Annotated in this window: 21 protein-coding genes; 10 read left to right on the plus strand and 11 right to left on the minus strand. The window is 66.1% G+C overall.

Annotated elements, in window-relative coordinates:
- The first annotated feature begins 90 nt into the window (after window positions 1-90).
- Window positions 91-1,011 (plus strand): ribosome biogenesis GTPase YlqF, encoded by a 921-nt coding sequence (ylqF, locus tag FG13_RS25915; protein WP_035825692.1) that lies wholly within the window; start codon window positions 91-93, stop codon window positions 1,009-1,011.
- 112 nt (window positions 1,012-1,123) lie between these two features.
- On the opposite strand, the gene FG13_RS25920 is transcribed toward ylqF, so the two are convergent.
- Window positions 1,124-1,939 (minus strand): DODA-type extradiol aromatic ring-opening family dioxygenase, encoded by an 816-nt coding sequence (locus tag FG13_RS25920; protein WP_035825696.1) that lies wholly within the window; start codon window positions 1,937-1,939, stop codon window positions 1,124-1,126.
- Between the two features lie 112 nt (window positions 1,940-2,051).
- Here FG13_RS25920 and FG13_RS25925 point away from each other — a divergent pair, with 112 nt between their 5' ends.
- On the plus strand, window positions 2,052-2,942 hold the full coding sequence (locus tag FG13_RS25925; protein WP_035825697.1) for a LysR family transcriptional regulator: 891 nt from the start codon (window positions 2,052-2,054) through the stop codon (window positions 2,940-2,942).
- Here the strand turns inward: FG13_RS25925 and FG13_RS25930 are convergent, their stop codons facing one another.
- Together FG13_RS25930 and FG13_RS25935 are read right to left on the minus strand one after the other, a co-directional pair.
- Window positions 2,943-3,827, minus strand: a complete 885-nt coding sequence (locus FG13_RS25930; RefSeq protein WP_035825698.1) for a hypothetical protein — start codon at window positions 3,825-3,827, stop codon at window positions 2,943-2,945.
- The gene (locus FG13_RS25935; protein ID WP_200880316.1) at window positions 3,824-6,112 is read right to left on the minus strand and encodes a M1 family metallopeptidase; all 2,289 of its coding nucleotides are present in this window, start codon (window positions 6,110-6,112) and stop codon (window positions 3,824-3,826) included. Before FG13_RS25935 ends, FG13_RS25930 begins: the two co-directional genes overlap by 4 nt.
- A gap of 245 nt (window positions 6,113-6,357) precedes the next feature.
- Between FG13_RS25935 and FG13_RS25940 the strand changes: the two genes are divergently transcribed.
- The 5 genes from FG13_RS25940 (at window position 6,358) to FG13_RS25960 (ending at window position 10,458) form a co-directional block, all read left to right on the plus strand.
- Complete coding sequence (locus FG13_RS25940) at window positions 6,358-7,902, plus strand: TonB-dependent receptor domain-containing protein (protein ID WP_051959465.1); 1,545 nt, start codon at window positions 6,358-6,360, stop codon at window positions 7,900-7,902.
- A gap of 147 nt (window positions 7,903-8,049) precedes the next feature.
- The gene (locus FG13_RS25945) at window positions 8,050-8,721 is read left to right on the plus strand and encodes a thiol:disulfide interchange protein DsbA/DsbL (protein ID WP_035825700.1); all 672 of its coding nucleotides are present in this window, start codon (window positions 8,050-8,052) and stop codon (window positions 8,719-8,721) included.
- A gap of 11 nt (window positions 8,722-8,732) precedes the next feature.
- Window positions 8,733-8,957 carry a hypothetical protein gene (locus tag FG13_RS25950; RefSeq protein WP_035825702.1) on the plus strand — a complete coding sequence of 75 codons (225 nt, stop codon included), beginning with the start codon at window positions 8,733-8,735 and terminating at the stop codon, window positions 8,955-8,957.
- Between the two features lie 80 nt (window positions 8,958-9,037).
- Entirely contained in the window at window positions 9,038-9,784 is a 747-nt protein-coding gene (locus FG13_RS25955; protein ID WP_035825705.1) for an SDR family oxidoreductase, read from the plus strand.
- A 125-nt stretch (window positions 9,785-9,909) separates the two neighbouring features.
- Window positions 9,910-10,458, plus strand: a complete 549-nt coding sequence (locus tag FG13_RS25960; RefSeq protein WP_035828766.1) for an ester cyclase — start codon at window positions 9,910-9,912, stop codon at window positions 10,456-10,458.
- A 9-nt stretch (window positions 10,459-10,467) separates the two neighbouring features.
- Here the strand turns inward: FG13_RS25960 and FG13_RS25965 are convergent, their stop codons facing one another.
- From FG13_RS25965 to FG13_RS30555, 7 genes are all read right to left on the minus strand, one after another.
- Complete coding sequence (locus tag FG13_RS25965; protein ID WP_035825707.1) at window positions 10,468-11,379, minus strand: LysR substrate-binding domain-containing protein; 912 nt, start codon at window positions 11,377-11,379, stop codon at window positions 10,468-10,470.
- Window positions 11,376-12,275 carry an efflux RND transporter periplasmic adaptor subunit gene (locus FG13_RS25970; protein ID WP_035825709.1) on the minus strand — a complete coding sequence of 300 codons (900 nt, stop codon included), beginning with the start codon at window positions 12,273-12,275 and terminating at the stop codon, window positions 11,376-11,378. The genes FG13_RS25965 and FG13_RS25970 overlap by 4 nt, the downstream gene beginning before the upstream one ends.
- A gap of 38 nt (window positions 12,276-12,313) precedes the next feature.
- Entirely contained in the window at window positions 12,314-12,514 is a 201-nt protein-coding gene (locus FG13_RS25975) for a DUF1656 domain-containing protein (protein WP_034751763.1), read from the minus strand.
- A complete protein-coding gene (locus FG13_RS25980) occupies window positions 12,504-14,648 on the minus strand; it encodes an FUSC family protein (protein ID WP_051959466.1) in 2,145 nt (714 codons plus the stop codon). Before FG13_RS25980 ends, FG13_RS25975 begins: the two co-directional genes overlap by 11 nt.
- 10 nt (window positions 14,649-14,658) lie before the next feature.
- Complete coding sequence (locus tag FG13_RS25985; RefSeq protein ID WP_035828768.1) at window positions 14,659-15,165, minus strand: MarR family winged helix-turn-helix transcriptional regulator; 507 nt, start codon at window positions 15,163-15,165, stop codon at window positions 14,659-14,661.
- Between the two features lie 73 nt (window positions 15,166-15,238).
- On the minus strand, window positions 15,239-16,651 hold the full coding sequence (locus tag FG13_RS25990; protein WP_035825711.1) for an efflux transporter outer membrane subunit: 1,413 nt from the start codon (window positions 16,649-16,651) through the stop codon (window positions 15,239-15,241).
- Window positions 16,652-16,794: 143 nt separating this feature from the next.
- Window positions 16,795-17,112: a DUF4148 domain-containing protein gene (locus tag FG13_RS30555; protein ID WP_035825713.1), complete on the minus strand. Its 318-nt coding sequence runs from the start codon at window positions 17,110-17,112 to the stop codon at window positions 16,795-16,797.
- 285 nt (window positions 17,113-17,397) lie between these two features.
- Here FG13_RS30555 and FG13_RS26000 point away from each other — a divergent pair, with 285 nt between their 5' ends.
- The 3 genes from FG13_RS26000 (at window position 17,398) to FG13_RS26010 (ending at window position 18,681) form a co-directional block, all read left to right on the plus strand.
- Window positions 17,398-17,703, plus strand: coding sequence for a hypothetical protein (locus FG13_RS26000; protein WP_035825715.1), 306 nt, complete (start codon window positions 17,398-17,400; stop codon window positions 17,701-17,703).
- A 96-nt stretch (window positions 17,704-17,799) separates the two neighbouring features.
- Complete coding sequence (locus FG13_RS26005; RefSeq protein WP_035825716.1) at window positions 17,800-18,117, plus strand: hypothetical protein; 318 nt, start codon at window positions 17,800-17,802, stop codon at window positions 18,115-18,117.
- Window positions 18,118-18,204: 87 nt separating this feature from the next.
- Complete coding sequence (locus FG13_RS26010; RefSeq protein WP_035825718.1) at window positions 18,205-18,681, plus strand: DUF2244 domain-containing protein; 477 nt, start codon at window positions 18,205-18,207, stop codon at window positions 18,679-18,681.
- Window positions 18,682-18,686: 5 nt separating this feature from the next.
- Here FG13_RS26010 and mgrA read toward each other — a convergent pair whose 3' ends face one another.
- Complete coding sequence (mgrA, locus tag FG13_RS26015) at window positions 18,687-19,727, minus strand: L-glyceraldehyde 3-phosphate reductase (protein ID WP_035825721.1); 1,041 nt, start codon at window positions 19,725-19,727, stop codon at window positions 18,687-18,689.
- Between the last annotated feature and the right edge of the window lie 84 nt (window positions 19,728-19,811).

The following is a 19,811-nucleotide window of genomic DNA, read 5'->3' on the forward strand; positions in this document are numbered from 1 at the left end:
GGGACGTCGTGGCGGCAACCACGTAAAATAGCGGATTGACCGAACGATTTTGAAAGCAAGAGCATGGCGATACAATGGTACCCAGGACACATGAACGCGGCCCGCAAGAAAGCGGCCGAGACCATGGAAAACACCGATCTGGTGATTGAAGTGGTGGACGCGCGCCTGCCGGCAGCCAGCTGCAATCCCATGGTGGACGAGCTGCGCCTGTTCCGCCAGCGCCCTTGCCTGAAAATCCTCAACAAGACCGACCTGGCCGACCCTGCCGCCACAGCCGCCTGGGTGGCGTATTTCAATGCCCAGGAAGGCGTGACCGCGTACGCGATGACGACCAAGAAGCCGGGCGACGTGGCGCGCATTCCGGATCTGGCCAAATCGCTGGCGCCGCACCGCGGCGTGCCGACGAAGCCGCTGCGCATCATGATCATGGGCATCCCCAACGTGGGCAAGTCGACCCTGATGAACGCGCTGCTGAAAAAGCGCGTGGCCAAGGTGGGCGACGAGCCGGCTGTTACAAAGATGCAGCAAAAGCTGTACCTGGACAAGAACACCATCCTCGTCGACACGCCCGGCATGCTGTGGCCGAAGATCGCCATTCCCAGCGACGGCCTGATGCTGGCGGCCAGCCACGCCATCGGCTCGAACGCGCTGATCGAAGAGGAAGTGGCCGTGTTCCTGGCCGAGGAATTGCTCAAGCGCTACCCGGACTTGCTGGCAACCCGCTACGGCACCAAGGTCGATGAAGTCGACGCCATCGGCGTGGTCGAAGGCATCGCCGCCAAGCGCGGCTTCCGCATCAAGGGCGGCGACTACGATTTCGAGAAAGCGTCGCACACCTTGCTGCTCGATTACCGCAGCGGCATCCTCGGACGTATCTCTCTGGAAACGCCGGACACGCGCGCGGCCCTGCTGGCCCAGCACGCGGCCGAGATGGCGGAAAAAGCGGCCAAGGCAGCGGAGATTGCTGCCGAGAAGGCGAAGAATGCGGCGCGCGGCAAGCGCGGGACGTAATGAACTAAAAGCCGCTTGTTAGCGGCTTTGTTTAACCCAATAGCGACGACTGGGGTCGGACCCTCAGGGACTCGGCGTCCCCGTCCGACCCCGGCATTTTCGCAGTGCGGGTTTATGTTGCTGCCTGGCCAAACCTAAAACTCGTCACCGCCAGCGCTCCAAAAAAATCCTCCTCGTGATACACCACCTGCGCCGCTTCCTGCTCGGCCGCACCCAGCGCCACCATCAGCGGCAGCAAATGGTCTTCCTGCGGATGGGCCTGGCGCGCGCCGGGTGCCCTGTCCCAGGCCAGCAATTGCTCCAATCTTTGTTCCGGCGGCAAGGCCATCGCCTGACGCAGCCAGGCGTCGAACTGGTGCGAGGCGACGGCGCCCGCCTGGCCGAACTGGCGCAGGTTGTGATAACTGAGGCCGCTGCCCAGTATCAGCACGCCCTGGCGGCGCAGGCTGGCCAGCGCGCGGCCCACCTCGATGTGCGTCAGCGGGTCGTAGCCGTGTTTCAGCGACAGCTGTACCAGCGGCATGTCGGCCTGCGGGTAGATCGGGAACAGGGCGCTGAAGGTGCCATGGTCGAAACCGCGCTCGTGGTCGAGGCGCGACGGATGGCCAGCCGCGTCGAGCAATTGTTTGACCTGCGCCGCCAGTTCCGGCGCGCCGGGCGCCGGGTACTGGATTTGATAGGTGTGCGGCGGAAAGCCCGAATAGTCGTAGATCATGCCTGGCCGGGGACTGGCCGAGACGAGAAATTGCGGCCCTTCCCAGTGCGCCGTGACGACCAGCGCGGCTTTCGGCCGCGCGCCGACCTGGCGCGGGATATCCTGCAAGGACGCTTCCAGCACGTCGTAGCGGCCGCCGAACTGGTCTTTCATGAACGGCCATGGGCCGCCGCCGTGCGACAGGAAGTAAGTGGGGAAGGTGTGCTCTTGCATGGCGGCTCCAGAAGGAATGGCTAACGATGAACCATGATAGTCATGCGCAGTCAGTTGATCAAGATCGCAATTATTGATATATCATTTCCATTTTGTTGATGATCGGATCGTCATGGATACCTTGCGCAGCATGCGCGTGTTTCGGGCCGTGGTGGAACTGGACAGTTTCGTGCGCGCCAGCGAGCGCCTGGATCTGTCGCCAGCCATGGTCAGCAAGCACGTGATGCACCTGGAACGCCACCTGGGCGCGCGCTTGCTGAACCGCAGCAGCCGCCACCTGAGTCTGACGGAAATCGGCAAGGTGTATTTTGAACAGTGCCGCGACATGCTCGACAATCTCGACGAGGTGGAAGCGACGGTCGGCCGCACAACGGTGGTGCCGCGCGGCATGCTGCGCCTGAGCGCGCCCGTCTGGTTCGCCAACGCCATCTTCACGCGCATCCTGGCCGCCTACCGCGAACGCTTCCCGGAAGTGACGTTCGACATCGACCTCAGCGGAAGAGTCGTCAACCTGGTGGAAGAGGGTTTCGACCTGGCCCTGCGCGTCAGCCAGGCGCCGTCGCCAACCCTGATCGCGCGGCCCATCGGCAGCATCGCCTTTCACCTGGTGGCCGCACCCGCCTACCTGGCGCGCGCGGGCCACCCGCAGCTGCCGCAAGACCTGGCGCAACACGCCATGATCAGCTATTCCTTGCTGGCAAACGGTAATGAACTGGATTTCGACGGGGCGCAGGGGCGCGAGACAGTAAAGTTTTCGCCCGTCCTGCAATGCAATAACGAAAGCCTGCTGCACGCGGCCGCGCTCGACGGCATGGGCATCGCGCTGCTGCCGTCGTGGCAGACGGATGCGGATCTGGCGGCGGGGCGGCTGGTGCGCCTTTTCGACGATTTCAAGTTGGCGGGCGGCAAGGTGTACGCCGTCTACACGAGCCGCCGCTACCTGTCTTCGAAAGTGCGCACCTTCATCGACTTTCTCGCCGATGAAGGGCGCCTGGGGACTTGATTACGCGAGCGAGCGCTTGACGTCGATCAGCGCGAACAGGCGCGCGCTGCGCATCCACGCCAGCACCAGCGCCGCCAGCTGCGTCACCAGCAGGCCGGCCACGATGGCCAGCGGACCGGGCGCGGCCAGGTTCAGGCGCGCCACGCCCAGCAGCGCGTACAGCGCCAGTCCCAGCAAGGTAATGACGAGGTAGATGGCCAGGCTGGCCAGCGGACGCCGGCGCAGCATGCCGAGGCCCCGCCACCAGGCCTTGACGGCCGAGGTGCGGCGGCGGTCGACGGCCAGCGCCGCGCGGCCCGCGTCGAGCGTGGCGCAGGCCAGCAGGAACAGCACACCCGCGAACAGCAAGGCCAGGTGGCGCGCCAGGTCGGCGTCGGCTTCCAGGATGGCTTTCGCCGCGTGCTTGTCGGCCAGTTTCAGCGCGCCGGCGCCGATCGTCAGCGCCAGGCCCAGCGGCACGATGCTCCACAGCAGCATGCGCAGCATGCGGCCGTATTCGCTGAAGGCGCCCGTCAGCAGGGGGCCGAAACCGAGTGGCGCCGGCGCGCGCGCGGCCGTCACCACCAGGCCGCTCAGCAGCGGCGACAGCAGCAGGGCCAGCACGATGCCGGTGATGGCCGCCTGGCTGATGGCGGCGCCGTTGCGCCCCGCATTGGCTACCAGGTCGGCCAGTGTCATCAGGTCGAGCTTGTGCGCCAGGGCCGCCGTATGCACGGCGTTATCGAGGCTGGCGCTCAAGGTGCGCCAAAGGGGAATGACGGCAAGGATGGCGGGGACCAGCAGCAGGCCGGCCCACAGCAGCAGCAAGCGCCATTGCAGGGCGGCACGGCTGGCGCGCGTGGTCAGGGTCAGGCCGCTGGCCCGTGTCGTGGAAGTGGCGCTCATACGATGGCAATCAGGGAAAGGAGGTATTGGAAGGCGGCGGCAAGGTCGAAGCTCCAGCGCCGCGCGGCGGATTTGTCGGCTTTCAGGGTGCGGCTGTCATCGAGCTTGTTGACGTCGAGGTAGTGCACGCGGTCCGGGTCCAGTTCGGCCGAGACGGCCTTCACGGGCTTGCTCCAGGTGTAGCGCTGCCACAGCTGCTCGTTGTCCCACACCACGCGTTCGGAGCTGCCGTCGGCGAACTTCACCAGCAGCACCTGCGGCACGGGCGCGCCGCGGCGGCGCAGGACCACGCTGGTGAGATACGGATACGGTCCCGTGCCGGGCTTGGCGTCCGGATGCGCCTTGTCCCACGCCTCGCGTACCTTTTTCTCCTCTTTTTCCAGCGCTTCGGCCGTATGTTCCACGCGTTTGCCGTTCACCAGCGCCGTGCCGGCCAGCGGCGTCTGCTCTTCGCTGGTGAAGGTGCCGATACGGTCGTCGATGTTCGCGCTGGCATACACTTGCTGCGCGAAGACCTGTTCCACGATGCGGCGCTGGCCCGTCGCCTCGGCCAGCGTTTCACGCAGGTCGGCCACGCTCGGGTGGCGGAATTTCCACTGTTCGTAATAAGCCTTGAAGCCCCGTTCCATGGCCTCGCTGCCGATGCGCGCTTCCAGGTCGCGCATGGTGATGGCCGTGCGGCTGTAGACGGGGCCCACGCCCTGCAGGCGGTCCCACGCGTTCTGTCCCAGCGGGTCGGCCGCATCCTGGCGCGGCGCGGCCATGCGCTCGAATTCGAAGACCTTGAAGACGGGATCGAAGCCCAGGCGCTTGAGCAGGGGCGTGGTGGCGTGGATGTGCTGGTCGCGCGCGCGCAGCATGCGCTGGTCCCAGTACTCGTTCAAGCCTTCGTCGAGGATCGGTTCCTCGAATTCGTTCGATGCCAGGATGCCGTAGAAATAGCCATGGCCGAATTCATGGATGGTGACGAAATCGAGGCCGAATTCGGGGATGGTCTTCGGCTGCAGGTTGGCGTAGCTCGACGCCGTGATGAAGGTCGGGTACTCCATGCCGCCCGCTTCGGCCGCGTTAAACGGCGGAATCACCACCGTCAGCGTCTTGTACGGATACGGACCCAGGGTGCGCGAGAAATACGTGAGCGAATCCTTGGCCGCCTGCAGCGCGGGCGCCGCGTTCGACGCGTATTCTGGCGGGTACAACACCTTGATGGCTACCGGCGGGCTGCCAGGGCCGCTCCAGCTGCCCGTCAGCGGCTGCGCGCTGTGCTTGTCGGCCGTCCAGGCGAAATCGTGCACGTCGCCCTGCACATAGTGATGCGTGAGCATGCCGTTCTTTTCCTGCGGTGCGCCTTGCAGCTCGCCCGTGGCGCCCACCGTGTACTCCTTGGGCACGGTCAGCTTCACGTCGTAGTGGCCGAAATCGGCGTAGAACTCCGAATTGAGGTGGAATTCATGCGCATTCCAGCGCGGCGCGGTGGCGCCCCGTTCGCCGGGCAGTTCCAGTACGGCGATCTTCGGGAACCACTGGCCCACCAGGTGGAAGCTGCCGAAATAGCCGGTGCGCGCGATGACGCGCGGCAACTGGTCGAAGAAGCGGATGTCGAGCGTCGTCTCGGCGCCCGGCGCGACGGCCTGCGGCAAGTCGACGCGCACGACGGTGCGGTCGGTGGCCGGGCCGTTGTCGGGCTGGACGAAATGCCAGGGCGCCCTGGCGCCGTTCTGCGTCATGCTGCGCAGTTCGATGTAACCCCACTCGCCGTCGCGCGTGTCAACGCCCGAGCGGAAGCCCGTGTCGAGCTTGCGCTTCTCGGTAAAGAAGGTCGAATGTTCGCCTTCGAAGGCGTTCAGGTACAGGTGCAGGTAGACGCTGCTGACGGCTTGCGCGCTGCGGTTGCGCCAGCGCAGTTTCTGCTGGCCGTCGATGGTGTGCTTGACGGGATCGAGCGTCGCTTCGATCTGGTAGTCGACCACGCGGTCCGACAGGGTCGCTTGCGCGCCCGTGCGTGCGCCGCCCCAGGCGTTGCTGGCGCTGGGCGTGCTGACGGCCGACGCGTGCGGCGACGCCAGGGCGATGCCGTCGGCCGATGGCGCCAGCGGCAAGGGCGCGCTGGCCGGCTTGCCTTGGCCCGGCTGCGCGAACAGGTCGGCCTGCAGGGCAAGGCCGGCCAGCAGCAGGGCGGCGATGGAGAGGGCTTTGAGCTTGCCCGAGATGGGGAAAAAACCAATGCTGCGGCGCGTGCCGCGGGGACTTGGCGGCCCCTGGCGCGTTGTGCTACGACTTTCCATGCGTGACTCCCACAGTGACTTCTTATTGTTGATTTTTAAATGCAGTCGGCTGCGCCCAGGATCGCCGGGCGCAGCTTAATATACCTACAAAAATGCCAAATCACCAATAAAATATTGGCATAAGGAAAGTACCACCGGGCTGGCGCTTGCGGCGCCGCGCGCCGTGCGTATAATGATTCGCTTTTGCCATCCCTCCGTTCCGCCTGCGCGCACCCGCGCCGCGGTGACGCCTCAAGCCTGCCGCCATGATGCCTGCCCCTCCCGTCCTGACCATCGCCACGCGCGCCATGCTGCTGTGCGCCCTGGCCATGCCGGCGTGCGCGCAGGAAGGTGTGGCTGGCGTGGATGCCGGCGCGGCCGGCGTCACGCATGGCGACGTGTCCGCCGAACTGGGGCAGGGCGGCCAGCACAGCGTGCGCGGCGCCCTGTCGCGCGAGCAGGGCGGCATGACGCTCGATGCGGCCGTCGACGCTCTGCGCAACGGCAATTACCGCGATGGCAGCGTGTTTCACCAGCGCGGCTTCACCGGCGGCGCGGAATGGAAGGTGCGCCAGGGCCGCTTCGGCTTCAGCGCCGACCAGCTGAACCAGGACACCCGCTATCCCGCGCCCGAGGCGCCGTTCCTCGCCTTGCTGGCGGCCCGTCCCGAAGACCTGTACCGCTATGAGGTGCGGCGCGCCAGCGCTTTCGTGCAGCGCTATGTGGGCAAGTTCGAGCTGGGCGTGGAACTGTCGCAGCGGGAAAAACGCGCCACGGCCCACTATGCGGGCGAGGACGGTAGCAGCGAATCGACCTACAGCAGCCGTCGCCGCCAGCTGGCGCCGCGCCTGCGCCATTACGGCAAGGTGGGCGGCGTGGGCACGGATACGGAAGTGGGGCTGGATCTGATGCAGTGGCAGCGGCGCTCGGGCCGCGATGGCGATGCGCGCCGGCGCCAGACTTCGCGCGCGCTGCTGCTGCGCGAGGAGCTGGCCTTCGGCGGCCCGTATGCGCCGCGCCTGCTGCTGGGACTGCGGCATGAACAGTTCCAGCTCGATCCGGCCGACCTGCCCGCCGGCGGCAGCGACTGGGAAAACCAGAATGCCTGGGACGTGCAGGGCAGCCTGCAATTGCGTCCGCAACTGAGCGTGTACGCCAAGGCCGCGCGCAGCTACCGCATCGACGACGACGGCTATACCCGCGCCGGCTACCGCCCCCTGGCGGGCCAGCTGCGGCGCGACATGGAAGTGGGCGCCACCGTCGGCGACGCGGCGCGCAGCGCTTCCGTGCGCGTCTTCAGCGAGCGCCTGAGCAACCAGATCGTCTTCGACCAGAACCTGGGCCAGCTGGGCTTTGCGGGCAACCTCGACCCCTCGCGCCGCGACGGCATCGCCATCGAGGCCAGCATGGCGCTGGCGCGCGACTGGCGCCTCGACGGGCAACTGCGGCAAGTGCATGCGCGCTATGACGATTACGCCTATGACGGCCCGGATATCGCCCTCGTGCCCAAGACCCTGGCCAGCCTGCGCCTGTACTGGACGGGGCAGGGCGGCGCCAGTGCAGATGTGGGCGTGCAGTGGCTGCGCGCGCTGCGCTATGGCCCCGATTTCGCCGGCAGCTGCCTGGCGCAAGTGCCCGCGTTTGCCACCGTGGACGGGCGCTATGCGCGCAAGCTGGGCGCCTGGGAGCTGGAACTGGCCGGCAGCAACCTGGCCAACCGCCGCCATTACGGCGATGCGCCGGGCTGCCGTTCCAGCATTTACCTCAACGACGCGCGCCAGCTGCGCGTATCGGCGCGCTACCATTTTTGAGGCGCAGGCGCAGCGGGGCTTAAATGCGGCTTAAGCGGGCGCAAAGCGGGGCGATAAACACGGCTTTTTTCCGCCCGGGCCTCATCGCCCGGCGCAAAAAGTGGTAATCTCGCCCCGTTCACGACCACTTTATGATGAAGGATTATTATGCGTTTTCTGCGTTTCTTGCGTCCCCTGCTTGCCGCCGTCACCCTGGTGGCGGCCACCGGCGGCGCCATGGCGGCCGATACCGGCTTTACCACGCTCACGACGCCAGTGCGTACGGACACGGGCAAGAAGGTGGAAGTGGTCGAGTACTTCATGTATTCGTGCCCGCATTGCTACGCGCTCGATCCGCTGATGCACGACTGGGTCAAGAAGCAGGGCGACAAGATCGCCTTCCGCCGCGTCCACCTGGCTTCCACCGGCCCGAAAGACTCGCAGGCGCACGCCTATGCCACCCTGGAAGCGATGGGCCAGCTGGACCAGTTCCACGACAAGATCTTCCGCGCCATCCACGTCGAGCGCAACCGCCTGAACCGCGATGACGCCATCCTCGACCTGCTGGTCAAGAACGGCATCGACAAGGCGAAATACCTGGACATGTTCAATTCCTTCGGCGTGCAGACCAAGCTGAAACGCAACGAACAGCTGATCACCGCCAGCAAGATCGACAGCGCGCCGACCATCGTCATCGATGGCCGCTTCGTCACATCGCCGGCGCAGCTGTCGCGCCCTGGCCAGTCCGAGCCGCAAACCCAGACGGCAACCCTGCGCGTGATGGATGAACTGGTGGCGCGCGTGCTGAAAGAGCGCGCCCCGGCGCCGGCGAAGAAGTAAGCGGAGAAGCCATGAAACAGCTGCCCTGGACCCTGTGCGTACTGGCCTTCGCCCTCGTGGCGTGGCTGGCGATCGCCGTCGTCAGCGTGGAAAACCAGCGCAATGCGCTGGTCACCAAGGCGTGCGTGGACCCCGCGTTCAAGAACGAGGTCGACGCGAAATGCCTGGCGTCCGTGCGGTCGCGCGAACACTGGTGGCAGCATCTGACGTACGCCATGACGCACTTCCGAAACTGAATGCGTCTGCATGAAAACCCGCCGCGCGCGGGTTTTTTTTCGTCCGCGTATGATGAAGACACAACCAGCCAGGAGGGGCAATGAAGGAAGTGATCTTGATTACCGGTAGCAGCCGCGGCATCGGTGCGGCGACGGCGCTGCTGGCGGCGCGCCAGGGCTATGCCGTGTGCATTAACTATGTGCGCGATGCGCAGGCGGCCGAGGCGCTGTGCGCGCGCATCGTGGCCGACGGGGGCGAGGCCATCGCCGTGCAGGCCGACGTCAGCGACGAAGCGCACGTGGCGCGCTTGTTCGGCGAAATCGATGCGCGCCTGGGGACACTCACGGCGCTGGTCAACAATGTGGGCGTGCTGGAGCAGAAATGCCGGCTGACCGACATGTCCGCGCAGCGCCTGGAACGTGTGCTGCGCACCAACGTGATCAGTTATTTCCTGTGCTGCCAGCAGGCCGTGCGGCGCATGTCGACGGCCCATGGCGGGCAGGGCGGGCGCATCGTGAACGTCTCGTCGGCGGCCGCGCGCATCGGCTCCCCGGACGAATACATCGATTACGCGGCTTCGAAAGGCGCCGTCGATACCCTGACCCTCGGTCTGGCGAAGGAAGTGGCGGCCGAAGGCATCCGCGTCAACGGCGTGCGGCCCGGCATCATCCATACGGAGATCCACGCTTCCGGCGGCGAGCCGGGAAGGGTGGCGCGCCTGGCACCCGGCGTGCCGATGCAGCGCGGCGGCCAGCCGGAAGAAATCGCCGACGCCATTTTGTACCTGCTGGGACCGGGCGCGACCTATGTGACGGGCAGCATCCTCGACGTGGCGGGCGGGCGCTGATTTTCAACTCATTTTCAAATCTCGCGAGCGACTGATTCAAGCGCGGGGCCAATTATCAAGCAGGGCAAGCGAGTCCAGAATGGCGGTGTGCCATGTGCACGCCGATCAACCAACCTGGATTCATCATGCCCGTATCTGCTTCCGCCTCCGTTTTTGCCCCCGCCCTCCTGGCCCTGTCGCTGCTGGGCGCCGCGCCATCCCATGCCGCCATGGATTTGCCCATGCCGGCCCACCTGTCCGGCGCCACCGCCACGGATACAACGGCGCTGGCCGCGCGCCGCTACGCCGCGTTCTGGCAAAGCGGCGATCCGGCCCTGGCGCGGCTGGCGCTGGCTGACGATTTCACCGACCGTACCTTGCCCGCCGGCCGGCCGCAGGGCTTGGCCGGCCCGCTGCAGGCCTCGCAAGTGTTCCATGCGGCCGTGCCGGATTTGAAAATCGCCATCGAGGAGATGCTGGTGGCCGGCGACCGGGTCAGCCTGCGCCTGCATTTCACGGGCCATTTCACCGGCGTCTTCCCCACGCCGCAGGGCGAGCTGCGCGGCCAGGGGCAAGCCATCGATTTCCATGCGTTCGACCTGTACCGCGTGAACGCGCTGGGGCGCATCAGCGACAACTGGCACCTGGAAGATAATCTGACCCTGCTGCGCCAGCTGGGCGTGCTGGCGCAGTAAGGGCGGCCGTCAGACTTGCAGCGCGGCGAACTGCTGCAGCAGGAATTCGGCCAGCAGGGCGATGCGCGACGCCTGGAAGCGGCTGCGCCGGTACAGCAGGTTCAGGGGGACGCTATCGGCAAAGTAATCGTCGAGCACCGTCTGCAGGCGCCCCGCGCGCAGGTCGTCGCTGATGTCGAGCAGGGATTTGTAGGCATAGCCATGGCCGGCCACGGCCCAGCGGCGGATGATTTCACCGTCGTTGCTGTGCCATTCCCCTTGCAGGCGCAGGCCGTGGCGCTTGCCGTTTTCGCGGTAGCGCCATTCCTGCGGCGCGCCGTCGCCGGCCATGAGCACGAGGGTTGGCAGCGACGCCAGGTCACGCGGCGCGGCCGGCACGCCGACCCTGGCGGCCAGCGCGGGCGCCACGCACACGACGCGCCGGCCCGGGTGCAGCAGGCGCGCCACCATGTCGCTGTCGGGCAGCTCACCGTAGCGGATGGCCAGGTCGACGTCGTCCTGCACCAGGTCGGCCGTGGCGTCCGTCAGGGTCAGCGCATGGCGCACTTGCGGGTGCAGCGCGGCAAAGCGGTCGAGCATCGGCAGCAGCAGCTGGCGGCCGATGTCGGACGGCGCCGAGATGCGCACCAGGCCGCGCACGGCGCCGCCGCCCGCATGCAAACCGTCTTCGGCCTGCGCCAGCAAGTCCAGCGCCTGTTCGCTGTAGCGGCGGTAGTGCACACCTTCATCCGTCAGGCGCAGCTGGCGCGTGGTGCGTTCGAACAGGGTGGCGCCCAGCGCCGTTTCCAGGCGCGCGATGGCGGCGCTGGCGGCGGCCGGCGACAGGCCGTGCTTGCGGCCGGCCGCGGAAAAACTGCCCAGCGCCGCGGCGTCGAGGAACAGGGCGATTTCCGCCAGGCGCCCGGCGCCGCCGCGGCTCATGCGGGGTGCGCGGTCGCTGCTGGCTTCGGCGCCGCTGCCGAATGCGGCGTGATCACCACGGTACACGTGGTGCCGGCCACCAGCAATTGTCCCTTCGGCTGCTCGTCGATGTGGATGCGCACTGGCACGCGCTGCGCCAGGCGCACCCAGTTGAAAGTGGGGTTGACGTCGGCCAGCAGTTCGCGGCCCGTGGCGGCGTCGCGGTCCGTGATGCCGCGCGCGATGCTTTCGATGTGGCCGTGCAGGGTGCCGCCGCTCATCAGGTTCATTTCCGCCTTGTCGTCCTGCGCCAGCATGCCCAGTTTGGTCTCTTCGAAGTAGCCGACCACGTAGTACGAGGCGCTGTCGATGACGGCCAGCTTGGCCGCGCCGACGGCGGCGAAGTCGCCCTTGTGCACGTTCAGGTTCGTCACGTAGCCGCTGACGGGGGCGCGCACGGTGGTGCGCTCGAGGTTCAGTTGCGCCAGCGTGCGCGCGGCCACGGCGGCCTGCACTTGCGACGAGGCCGAGCTGGCGGCAAAGGCGGCGCTTTCGCGGCTTTCCGTCGAGATGATGCTGGCGTCCAGGCCTGCGCGGCGCTGGGCTTCCTTGCCGCGGCGGCCCTGTTCCGTTTTTTGCGCGGCCAGCACGGCGTCGGCTTGCGCCAGCGCGCTGGCGTAGCGTTCCTTGTCGACGACGAACAGGATATCTCCCTTTTGCACCACCTGGTTGTCGCGCACCAGCACGTCCGTGACGGTGCCGGCCACGTCGGCGCTGATGTTGACGATGTCGGCCTTGATGCGGCCGTCGCGCGTCCACGGCGACTCCATGTAGCGGTCCCAGACGGTCTTGCCTGTCCACAGGGCGGCTGCCAATAGCAGCACGGTGATTGCATAGCGGGTCAGTTTGCTTACCATGTCGGCAGCCTTTCCTTGATGGGGTTGAACAGTTTTTTTTATTTGTAAAGCGATAAAGCCAGCGCGCCGAAGATGGCGATGAAGATGCACAGCCGCGCCAGCGACGGGTGCCACACCATGCGGTACACGCCCAGCCAGCCCAGCACGCGGTCAAGCAGGGTTTGCAGGGCTATGCTGAGGAGGAACAGGGGCAGCAGGGTGGGAATCAGAATTCCGAACAGGGCGAATTCACGCGGCATGGTGGTCTCCGGCGCCAGGCGCCATATGGTCGAGTAATGAGGTGTAGATCGAATGCAGGTCGGCCAGCGCCGTCTGCAGGCGCGCGCTGCGTTCTTGCGTCGTACCCGCTTCCGTTTGCGCCACGCGCACCACGGCGCCCGCCTGCAGGGTGGCGGCCAGCGCCGCCTGCAGTGCCGTATCGCTGCGCGTGCGCAGCCAGCTGGCGATGTGGTCCACGCACTGTTGCAGCGCGTGGCGCGTGGCGCCCGGCCGGGCGGTGGCGATCAGTTCGCGCAGTTCGATCACGGAATGGCCGATTTCCAGCAGGGTCAGGGCCTGGCGCACGACGGCGCGCGTGGCTTCGCCCGGCGCCGGTCCGGCCGCCGCATTGAGCTGGCTGAGCAAGTCGCGCACGCGGTTGTCGAAGCGGTGTTTGACACGCCGCGCGGGCGCCGTGCATGCATGCAGCGCTTCGCGCCACAGGGCCCGGCCGATGTGGTCCTTGTGGCCCATAGTATGTTCGGGCAGCAGCACGGCAAACACGAGGGCGGCCAGCATCAGTCCGACGATCAGCGCCATGCCCGTGTTGAGAAAGGCCGCGCCATCGACGTGCATCACATTCGTCGGCGCCATCTGCGTGATGAAGGTCGACACGCCCAGGCCCACGCCCAGCTTGGCGGGATTGGTCATCAGGTACAGGCCGACGGCCAGAAACGGCGCAAAGCTGATGACCAGCATGGGGAAGCCGTCGCCGTGCACCAGCACGAAATACACGCAGACGAGCGACAGCGGCATGGCGATGAGGAAGCCTGCCAGCACCTGGCGGATCATCAGGATGGGGCGCGGCGAGGACGAGGCCAGCGCGCAGAACACGGCCGCCATCAGCATCGCCGTGCTGGCGTAGGGCCAGGCGAGGAAGTAGGCGCCCAGCGCCAGCAGGGCCAGGCTGATGCCGGCGCGCGCGCCGCTGGCGAGCACCAGCGCGGGCGGCGTCTTCGGCGCATACGCCTGCGGCGTGCTCACATCGAGCGGCGTGTCGTGCACGAGGCTGAAATACACTTCGTGAAAGCGGCTGATGTCGCGCGCGAAGCGTTCGAGCAGCTCGCACACGGTGTCGAAATCGATGCGCTGCGCATGCGCGATGGTCGCGCCGTCGATGTCCGCGCGGGCCTGGCCCAGCGCCGTTTGCAGATGCCGCTGCATGGTGTCGAGCGAGTCTTGCGACGGCGTCGTTTGCAGCGCTTCGGCGACGATGGCGTACAGGGGCGCGCAGGCCTGCATGACCTGGGTTTCGCCATCGCGCTGCAGGCGGTCGAACAGGCGGTGGAAGGTGTAGAAGGTGGTCAGCGCCGTCATGAAGGTGGCGTTGAAGGCGTGCAGCTTGCGGTTTTGCGCGCGCACGTGGCTCACTTTGCTGGTGACTTCAAACAGGGCGGCCGAGCGGCCCAGTTCCAGCGCCGCCACGTCGGCGGCAAACTGCAAATGCGTCAGTTCCACCTGCGCCGGCGTGAGCTTTTGCTGCAGCACGTCCTGGCAGAAAGTGAGGAATTTTCCGTAGCGCGCCTGCACCGTGCGCATCACCTGCGTGCCCTGGTGGCGCGGCAGCAGCACGCTGGAGACGGCCGCCGAGCAGATGATGCCCAGGCTCACTTCAGCCACGCGCGTGACGGCCAGCGAGAACACCTGCATCGGCTGTTCGATGGCGGGCAGCACGATCATGCAGGCCGTGTAGCCGGCCAGCACGTACACATATGACTGGGCGTTGCGGTGCAGGGCCGAGCCGCTCGTGCACAGGCCCACCCACAGGGCCAGGCCGGCGAACAGCAGCACGGGCTGTTGCGGGAACAGGCCGATCAGGGTCAGCGCGGCCGTGCAGCCGAGCAGGGTGCCGCACAGGCGGTAAAAGCTTTTTTCCAGCACCATGCCGCTGCTGGGCAGGGCCAGGATGATGGTGGTGGTCATCGCCGTGCTGGGCGAATCGAGGCCCAGACGGTAGGCCAGCCACAGGGCGCAGAATGCGGCGATGAGGGTCTTGCCGACGTAGATCCAGCGTTCGCCTTCCGTCGCGCGCCAGTCCTGCAGCGCCAGCGCCAGCCAGTGGGCCGCCCGGCTCAGGGGGCCGTGCGTAGATGTTGTTGCTGTGGCTGGCGTCATCGATAGGCTATCAGTTCTGGTTGTTGAGATTGTTCAAATTGCGCAGCTGGCGCATGTACAGCTTGTCGAGCACTTGCAGCTCTTCTTCCGTGAAGCCTTCGTACAGGGCTGAGGTTTCCTGGTACACGTCCGGCAGCGCCGTCTCGATCAGCACGCGGCCCTTGTCGGTCAGCGAGATCATCACCGAGCGGCGGTCGCCTGGGCGCGTGCCGCGGTGGATCAGGCCGCGCGTTTCCAGGTCGTTGCACACGCGCGTCAGGTTGGCCGGCTTTTCATGGCAGGCCATGCCCAGGGTGCAGGCGTTCGAGGTTTCGTCGTCCGTGCCGTACAGCACGGCCAGCACCATGTAGCTGGCATCGACCAGGTCGTGCTTTTTCAGCGCGGCGTTGGTCAGGTCCTTCATGCCTTTTTGAATGTGGTACGTCATGCGCAATAAACGCATCAGTTCCATGGGGAAGCCTGGCATGCGCGTGCGGATGTTTTGCAGCCGCTTGGAGGTGGCGTCAAAAGCGGTCATGTCATATTCCTTCATGTGTGAATAAAGTTCCGATTGTATCTTGTTGGGCTAGGGCAATGCCAGGATTGCAAGCTCAGATGCCGCCTCCTAACGCATTCATCAAGGAAACGTACAGATCGAGCTCGCGCGCCCCATTCTGCGCCTGCTGCTGTTCTTCCGCCAGCAGCGCCACTTGCGTGTTGAGCATGGCGATGGCGTCGCTCATGCCCGCCTTGTAGGCCTTTTCCGCCAGGTCGCGCGCGCGCTGCGCCGTCGCCAGCGCCTGCACGGTCAGCTGGTGCTGTTTGGCCAGCGACTGGGCGCGGGTGACGGCATTGGCCACGTCCGACATGGCGTTGATAACGGTAGCGTTGTATTGCTCCACGGCGCCGTCGTACACGGCCGTCTGGCTGCCCAGCTGGGCGCGCAAACGGGCGCCGGCAAAGATGGGCAGGCTGAGAGCGGGCGAAGCGCCGCGCACCTGCGAATTGGCGTCAAGAAAATGGCTGAAGCCGAAGGCCTGGAAGCCGGCAAATGCCACCAGGTTCACGTTCGGGTAGAACTCGGCCTTGGCCGCGTCGATGCGCTGCGCCGCCGCTTCCACCCGCCAGCGCTGGGCGGCGATGTCGGGACGGCGGCCGATCAGGTCGGCGGGCAGGGCGGCGGGAATGGCCAGCGGCTGGTCCAGGCGCAGCACGGGGCGCGTGAGCGCCGCACCGGCTGCCGGGCCCTTGCCCGCCAGGGCCGCCAGCTGGTTGCGCAGCAGGGCCAGCGATTCGGCCGACTGTTCCAGCTGGCGGCGTCCGGCCGGCAAAGTGTTTTCGATCTGCGCCACGTCGATATCGGTGCCGATGCCGGCCGCCTTGCGCTGGCGCGTGATGTCGAGGATGCGGGCGCGCTGCGCCAGGCTGCGTTCGATCACGTCCTGCAGCTGGAATTCGTACGACAACTGGATGTAGGTGCGCACCAGCGCCGTTTCTAGGGCCAGGCGGGCCATCTGCGATTCGGCCGACGCCATTTGCACGTCGCCCAGGGCGGCGGACAGGGCGGCGCGGTTGCGGCCCCACAGGTCCAGGTCGTACGAAGCCGTGACGGTGGCCTGGTTGCGCCACGCGTAATTGCCGGCCAGCGGCGCCGGCGTGCTGCCGTGCTGGGAATACAGTTCGCGGTTGATGGAAACACTCGCGTCCGCCTGTGGACGGGTCTTGTCTTCGGCTGCGCCGGCCAAGGCCTCGGCCTGGCGCACGCGCGCCTGGGCGCCGCGCAGGGTGGGGCTGTCGGCCAGGGCCTGGTCCATCAAACGGTTCAATTGGGGGTCATGCAAGTCTTGCCACCATTGCGTGCGCGGCCATTCGATGGCGGCGCTGGCGGCGGCATCCATGGCCTGGCTCGCCTGCAGCTTGTTGGCGTCGAGCATGGCCGATTGCGGCGCGATATGGCCCATGTCGGCGCAAGCGCTCAAGGCAAGGATCAGGCTGGCGGCAAGCAAACGGCGGTGCAGGGACATGCAGGAACTCCGGAAGGTGGTGTTGGGGCGATGCTGACAGCTCGCCGCGGTGAGCGCCGGGAGTGGCCCGGCCGGGGTAGGCCCGGGTGCTGCGCCGCAACTGAGGTGTACTACTGTGTGACTGAAACCGGCTGACTGGTTTCTTATTGCACGACCTGCTTGATCGTATGCGCGATATCAAAGTCCGCTTCCGTTTGCGGGATCAGGCCTGCCTTGCGGGCGGCGTAGAACTCGGCCATGACTTGTTCGCGCGTCACCTGGCTGGCGGCGGTGGCCGGCGTTTTCGGATAGTCGACTTCGCTGGTGGCGATTTCGCCGGCGTTGCGGGCGCGGATGTATTCGGCCGTGACTTGCTCGCGCGTCAGTTGCTTGTCCGTGGCGGCAGGTGCGGCGCTTTGGGCCAAAGCCGAAGTGGCGGTGGTGATGGCAAACAATGCTGCGATGAGTGATTTGGCTTGCATGATAAGACTCCAAAATGTGCATGATGGCTGGGTGGATGGGCCGGATCGCCACGTACCGGTCGGTTCGTCGGCATGGCGCTGGTGGGCGCCGTGCCGGCGATGAAGCAGTTTCTGGATGAGAAGATGCTTACTTGAATTAACTATATCAATGAATAGTACATTTGTGAAGTAATTTATGAAAATAGTTGTGCGCCGCCGCATTTGCCCCTTGGAAATGCGGTGCAGGCGTGCGCCGCTGGCCGGGCCAGGGGAGTAAGCTGGTTTTTTGTTCAACGGGAGTCAACCATGAGCGGCAGCACACTCGATCCGGACAATTTGCCCGTCATCCCCGACCGCGTCCTGGGCAGCGGCCATGGCAAGGGTGCGCTCGGCCCCAGCGACAGTTCCGACAGCGGCAGCGACATGCAGGGCGTGCCCGGCCAGGATGCGGAAGAGCTCGACAACGACAGCGATGCGGCCGGCACCGGTGAGCGGGCCGGCGTGGAGCCGCGCAATACGGCGCCCGATGGCGGCGACATCGACGTCGACCATGTAGAAAGCATGGCGCCCGTCCGGCCGGCGGAGGAAGGTGATGGCGAATCGCCCCCATGAATTACCGCCTCTCCTGCGGCATCAGCGTAAAATGCGGGCAAGGCGGCGTGCACGCCGCCATGGCCAGCCGGCCGGCACAGGATAGGATGTCAGAGGATGCAAACGCAGATGTCGGAAGAGAAAGAAAAAGACTTGATGTCGATGTACCGCGAGACGCGGCCGCGCGAGTTTTTTGGCGAAAAAAGTAACACCAATCACCTGGCCTGGAGCTTGCTGGTGATCTTGCTGGCGCTGGCGTTCTGGCTCGTCGTGGCCCTGGCAGCGGCGGAAAACCAGCGCTACGCCTTGGAAACGAAGGCATGCCAGGATCATGTGTTTCCTGCGGAAATCGACACGTCTTGCCTGAAACAGGTCAAGTCGCGCGATCACTGGTGGCAGCACGTGGGCCACGCGCTGGTGCGCATGGGCGCCTGAGCCGGGCGCAAGCTGGCTGAACGGTCTGGCTGAACCTGGCGGCGGCAAGGGCCGCTGCGCTGATGGAGCGATAGTGCGGGAGGCGCCATGCCACGCGATCACTCGCGCGAGCAGCCGCAATGGCTGCTGGCGCGCCACAGTGCCTTGACGGCGCGCCAGTTGCTGCGCGCCTACGGCTTGCTATGCCTGTTTTCCCTCGTCATTGCCGCCGCTTTTGCACTGCGCGGCCTCTGGTACATCCCCGTTTTTTCGTTCGCCGAATTGATCCTGGTGGCCGCCGCCCTGCTGCATTACCTGCGCCACGCGCGCGACTATGAGCACATCGCCTTGCGCGACGGCGAGCTGGTCATCGAACAGGTCAGCGCCGGGCGCCGCCGGTGCCACCACTTTGCGCCGTGGTGCACGCGCATTGCCGTGCCGCAAGGGCCGCGCCAATTGATACACATCAACGATATGCGTGATGCTACCCGGCATGTGGCGGTGGGCGTCTTTGCCACGCCGGAACGGCGCCGGCAGGTGGCGCAGGAACTGCTGGCCCTGCTGCCACCGCCACTGTCGCCATAATCGCCTTACACGGCCCGCGACGGACCTTCCCACAGATTGATATGGCCTTCGCGCGCCTGCACGTCGATGGCGGCCAGCTCGTCGGCCGTGAACGACAACTGCTGCAGCGCGGCCACGTTTTCGCGGATTTGCGCGCTGCTGCTCGCGCCGATCAGGGTCGAGGTGACGCGGGGATCGCGCAACACCCAGGCCAGCGCCATCTGCGCCAGGGTTTGCCCCCGCTGCGCGGCGATCTGGTTCAGTGCGCGCACGCGGGCCAGGTTTTCCGCGCTCAGGTGCTGTTGCGTCAGCGAACCGCCGCCGGGGCGGTTGACGCGGGCATCCTGCGGCACGCCGTCGAGGTACTTGTCGCTGAGCAGCCCCTGCGCCAGCGCCGTGAACGTGATGCAGCCCATGCCTTCTTGCTGCAGGGTATCGAGCAAGCCATCTTCCTCGATCCAGCGGTTGAGCATGTTGTAGGCTGGCTGGTGGATCAGGCACGGTACTTTCCATTCCTTCAGCAGGGCGGCCGCCTCGGCCGTTTTTTGCGGCGAATACGAGGACAGGCCCACGTACAGCGCCTTGCCTTGCTGCACGGCGGTGGCCAGCGCGCCCATGGTTTCTTCCAGCGGCGTGTCGGCGTCGTAACGGTGCGAGTAAAAGATGTCGACGTAATCGAGGCCCAGGCGCTGCAAGCTCTGGTCCAGGCTGGCCAACACGTATTTGCGCGAACCGCCGCCCTGGCCGTACGGGCCTGGCCACATGTCCCAGCCCGCCTTGGTGGAAATGATCAGTTCATCGCGGTACGGTAAAAAATCGTCGCGCAGCAGCTTGCCGAAATTGCTTTCCGCACTGCCATACGGCGGGCCGTAGTTGTTCGCCAGGTCGAAATGCGTGATGCCCAGGTCAAACGCCGTGCGCAGCATGTCGCGCTGCGAGGCCAGGCTGTTGCTGTCGCCAAAGTTGTGCCACAGTCCCAGGGACAAGAGCGGCAGTTTCAGCCCGCTGCGCCCGCAGGTGCGGTATTGCATGCTGTCGTAGCGGTTCTCGGCGGCGTGGTAGGTCATGGCATCTCCTGGTTGAATGAAGCGCTTATTTTCGCGCAAAATCAAGGTCGGTGTGCGTGCTCCTTGCGAGCGGCCGGACGCGCC

Origin of the sequence: Janthinobacterium sp. RA13 (assembly GCF_000745325.1) — a bacterium.
GTDB lineage: Bacteria > Pseudomonadota > Gammaproteobacteria > Burkholderiales > Burkholderiaceae_D > Janthinobacterium > Janthinobacterium rivuli.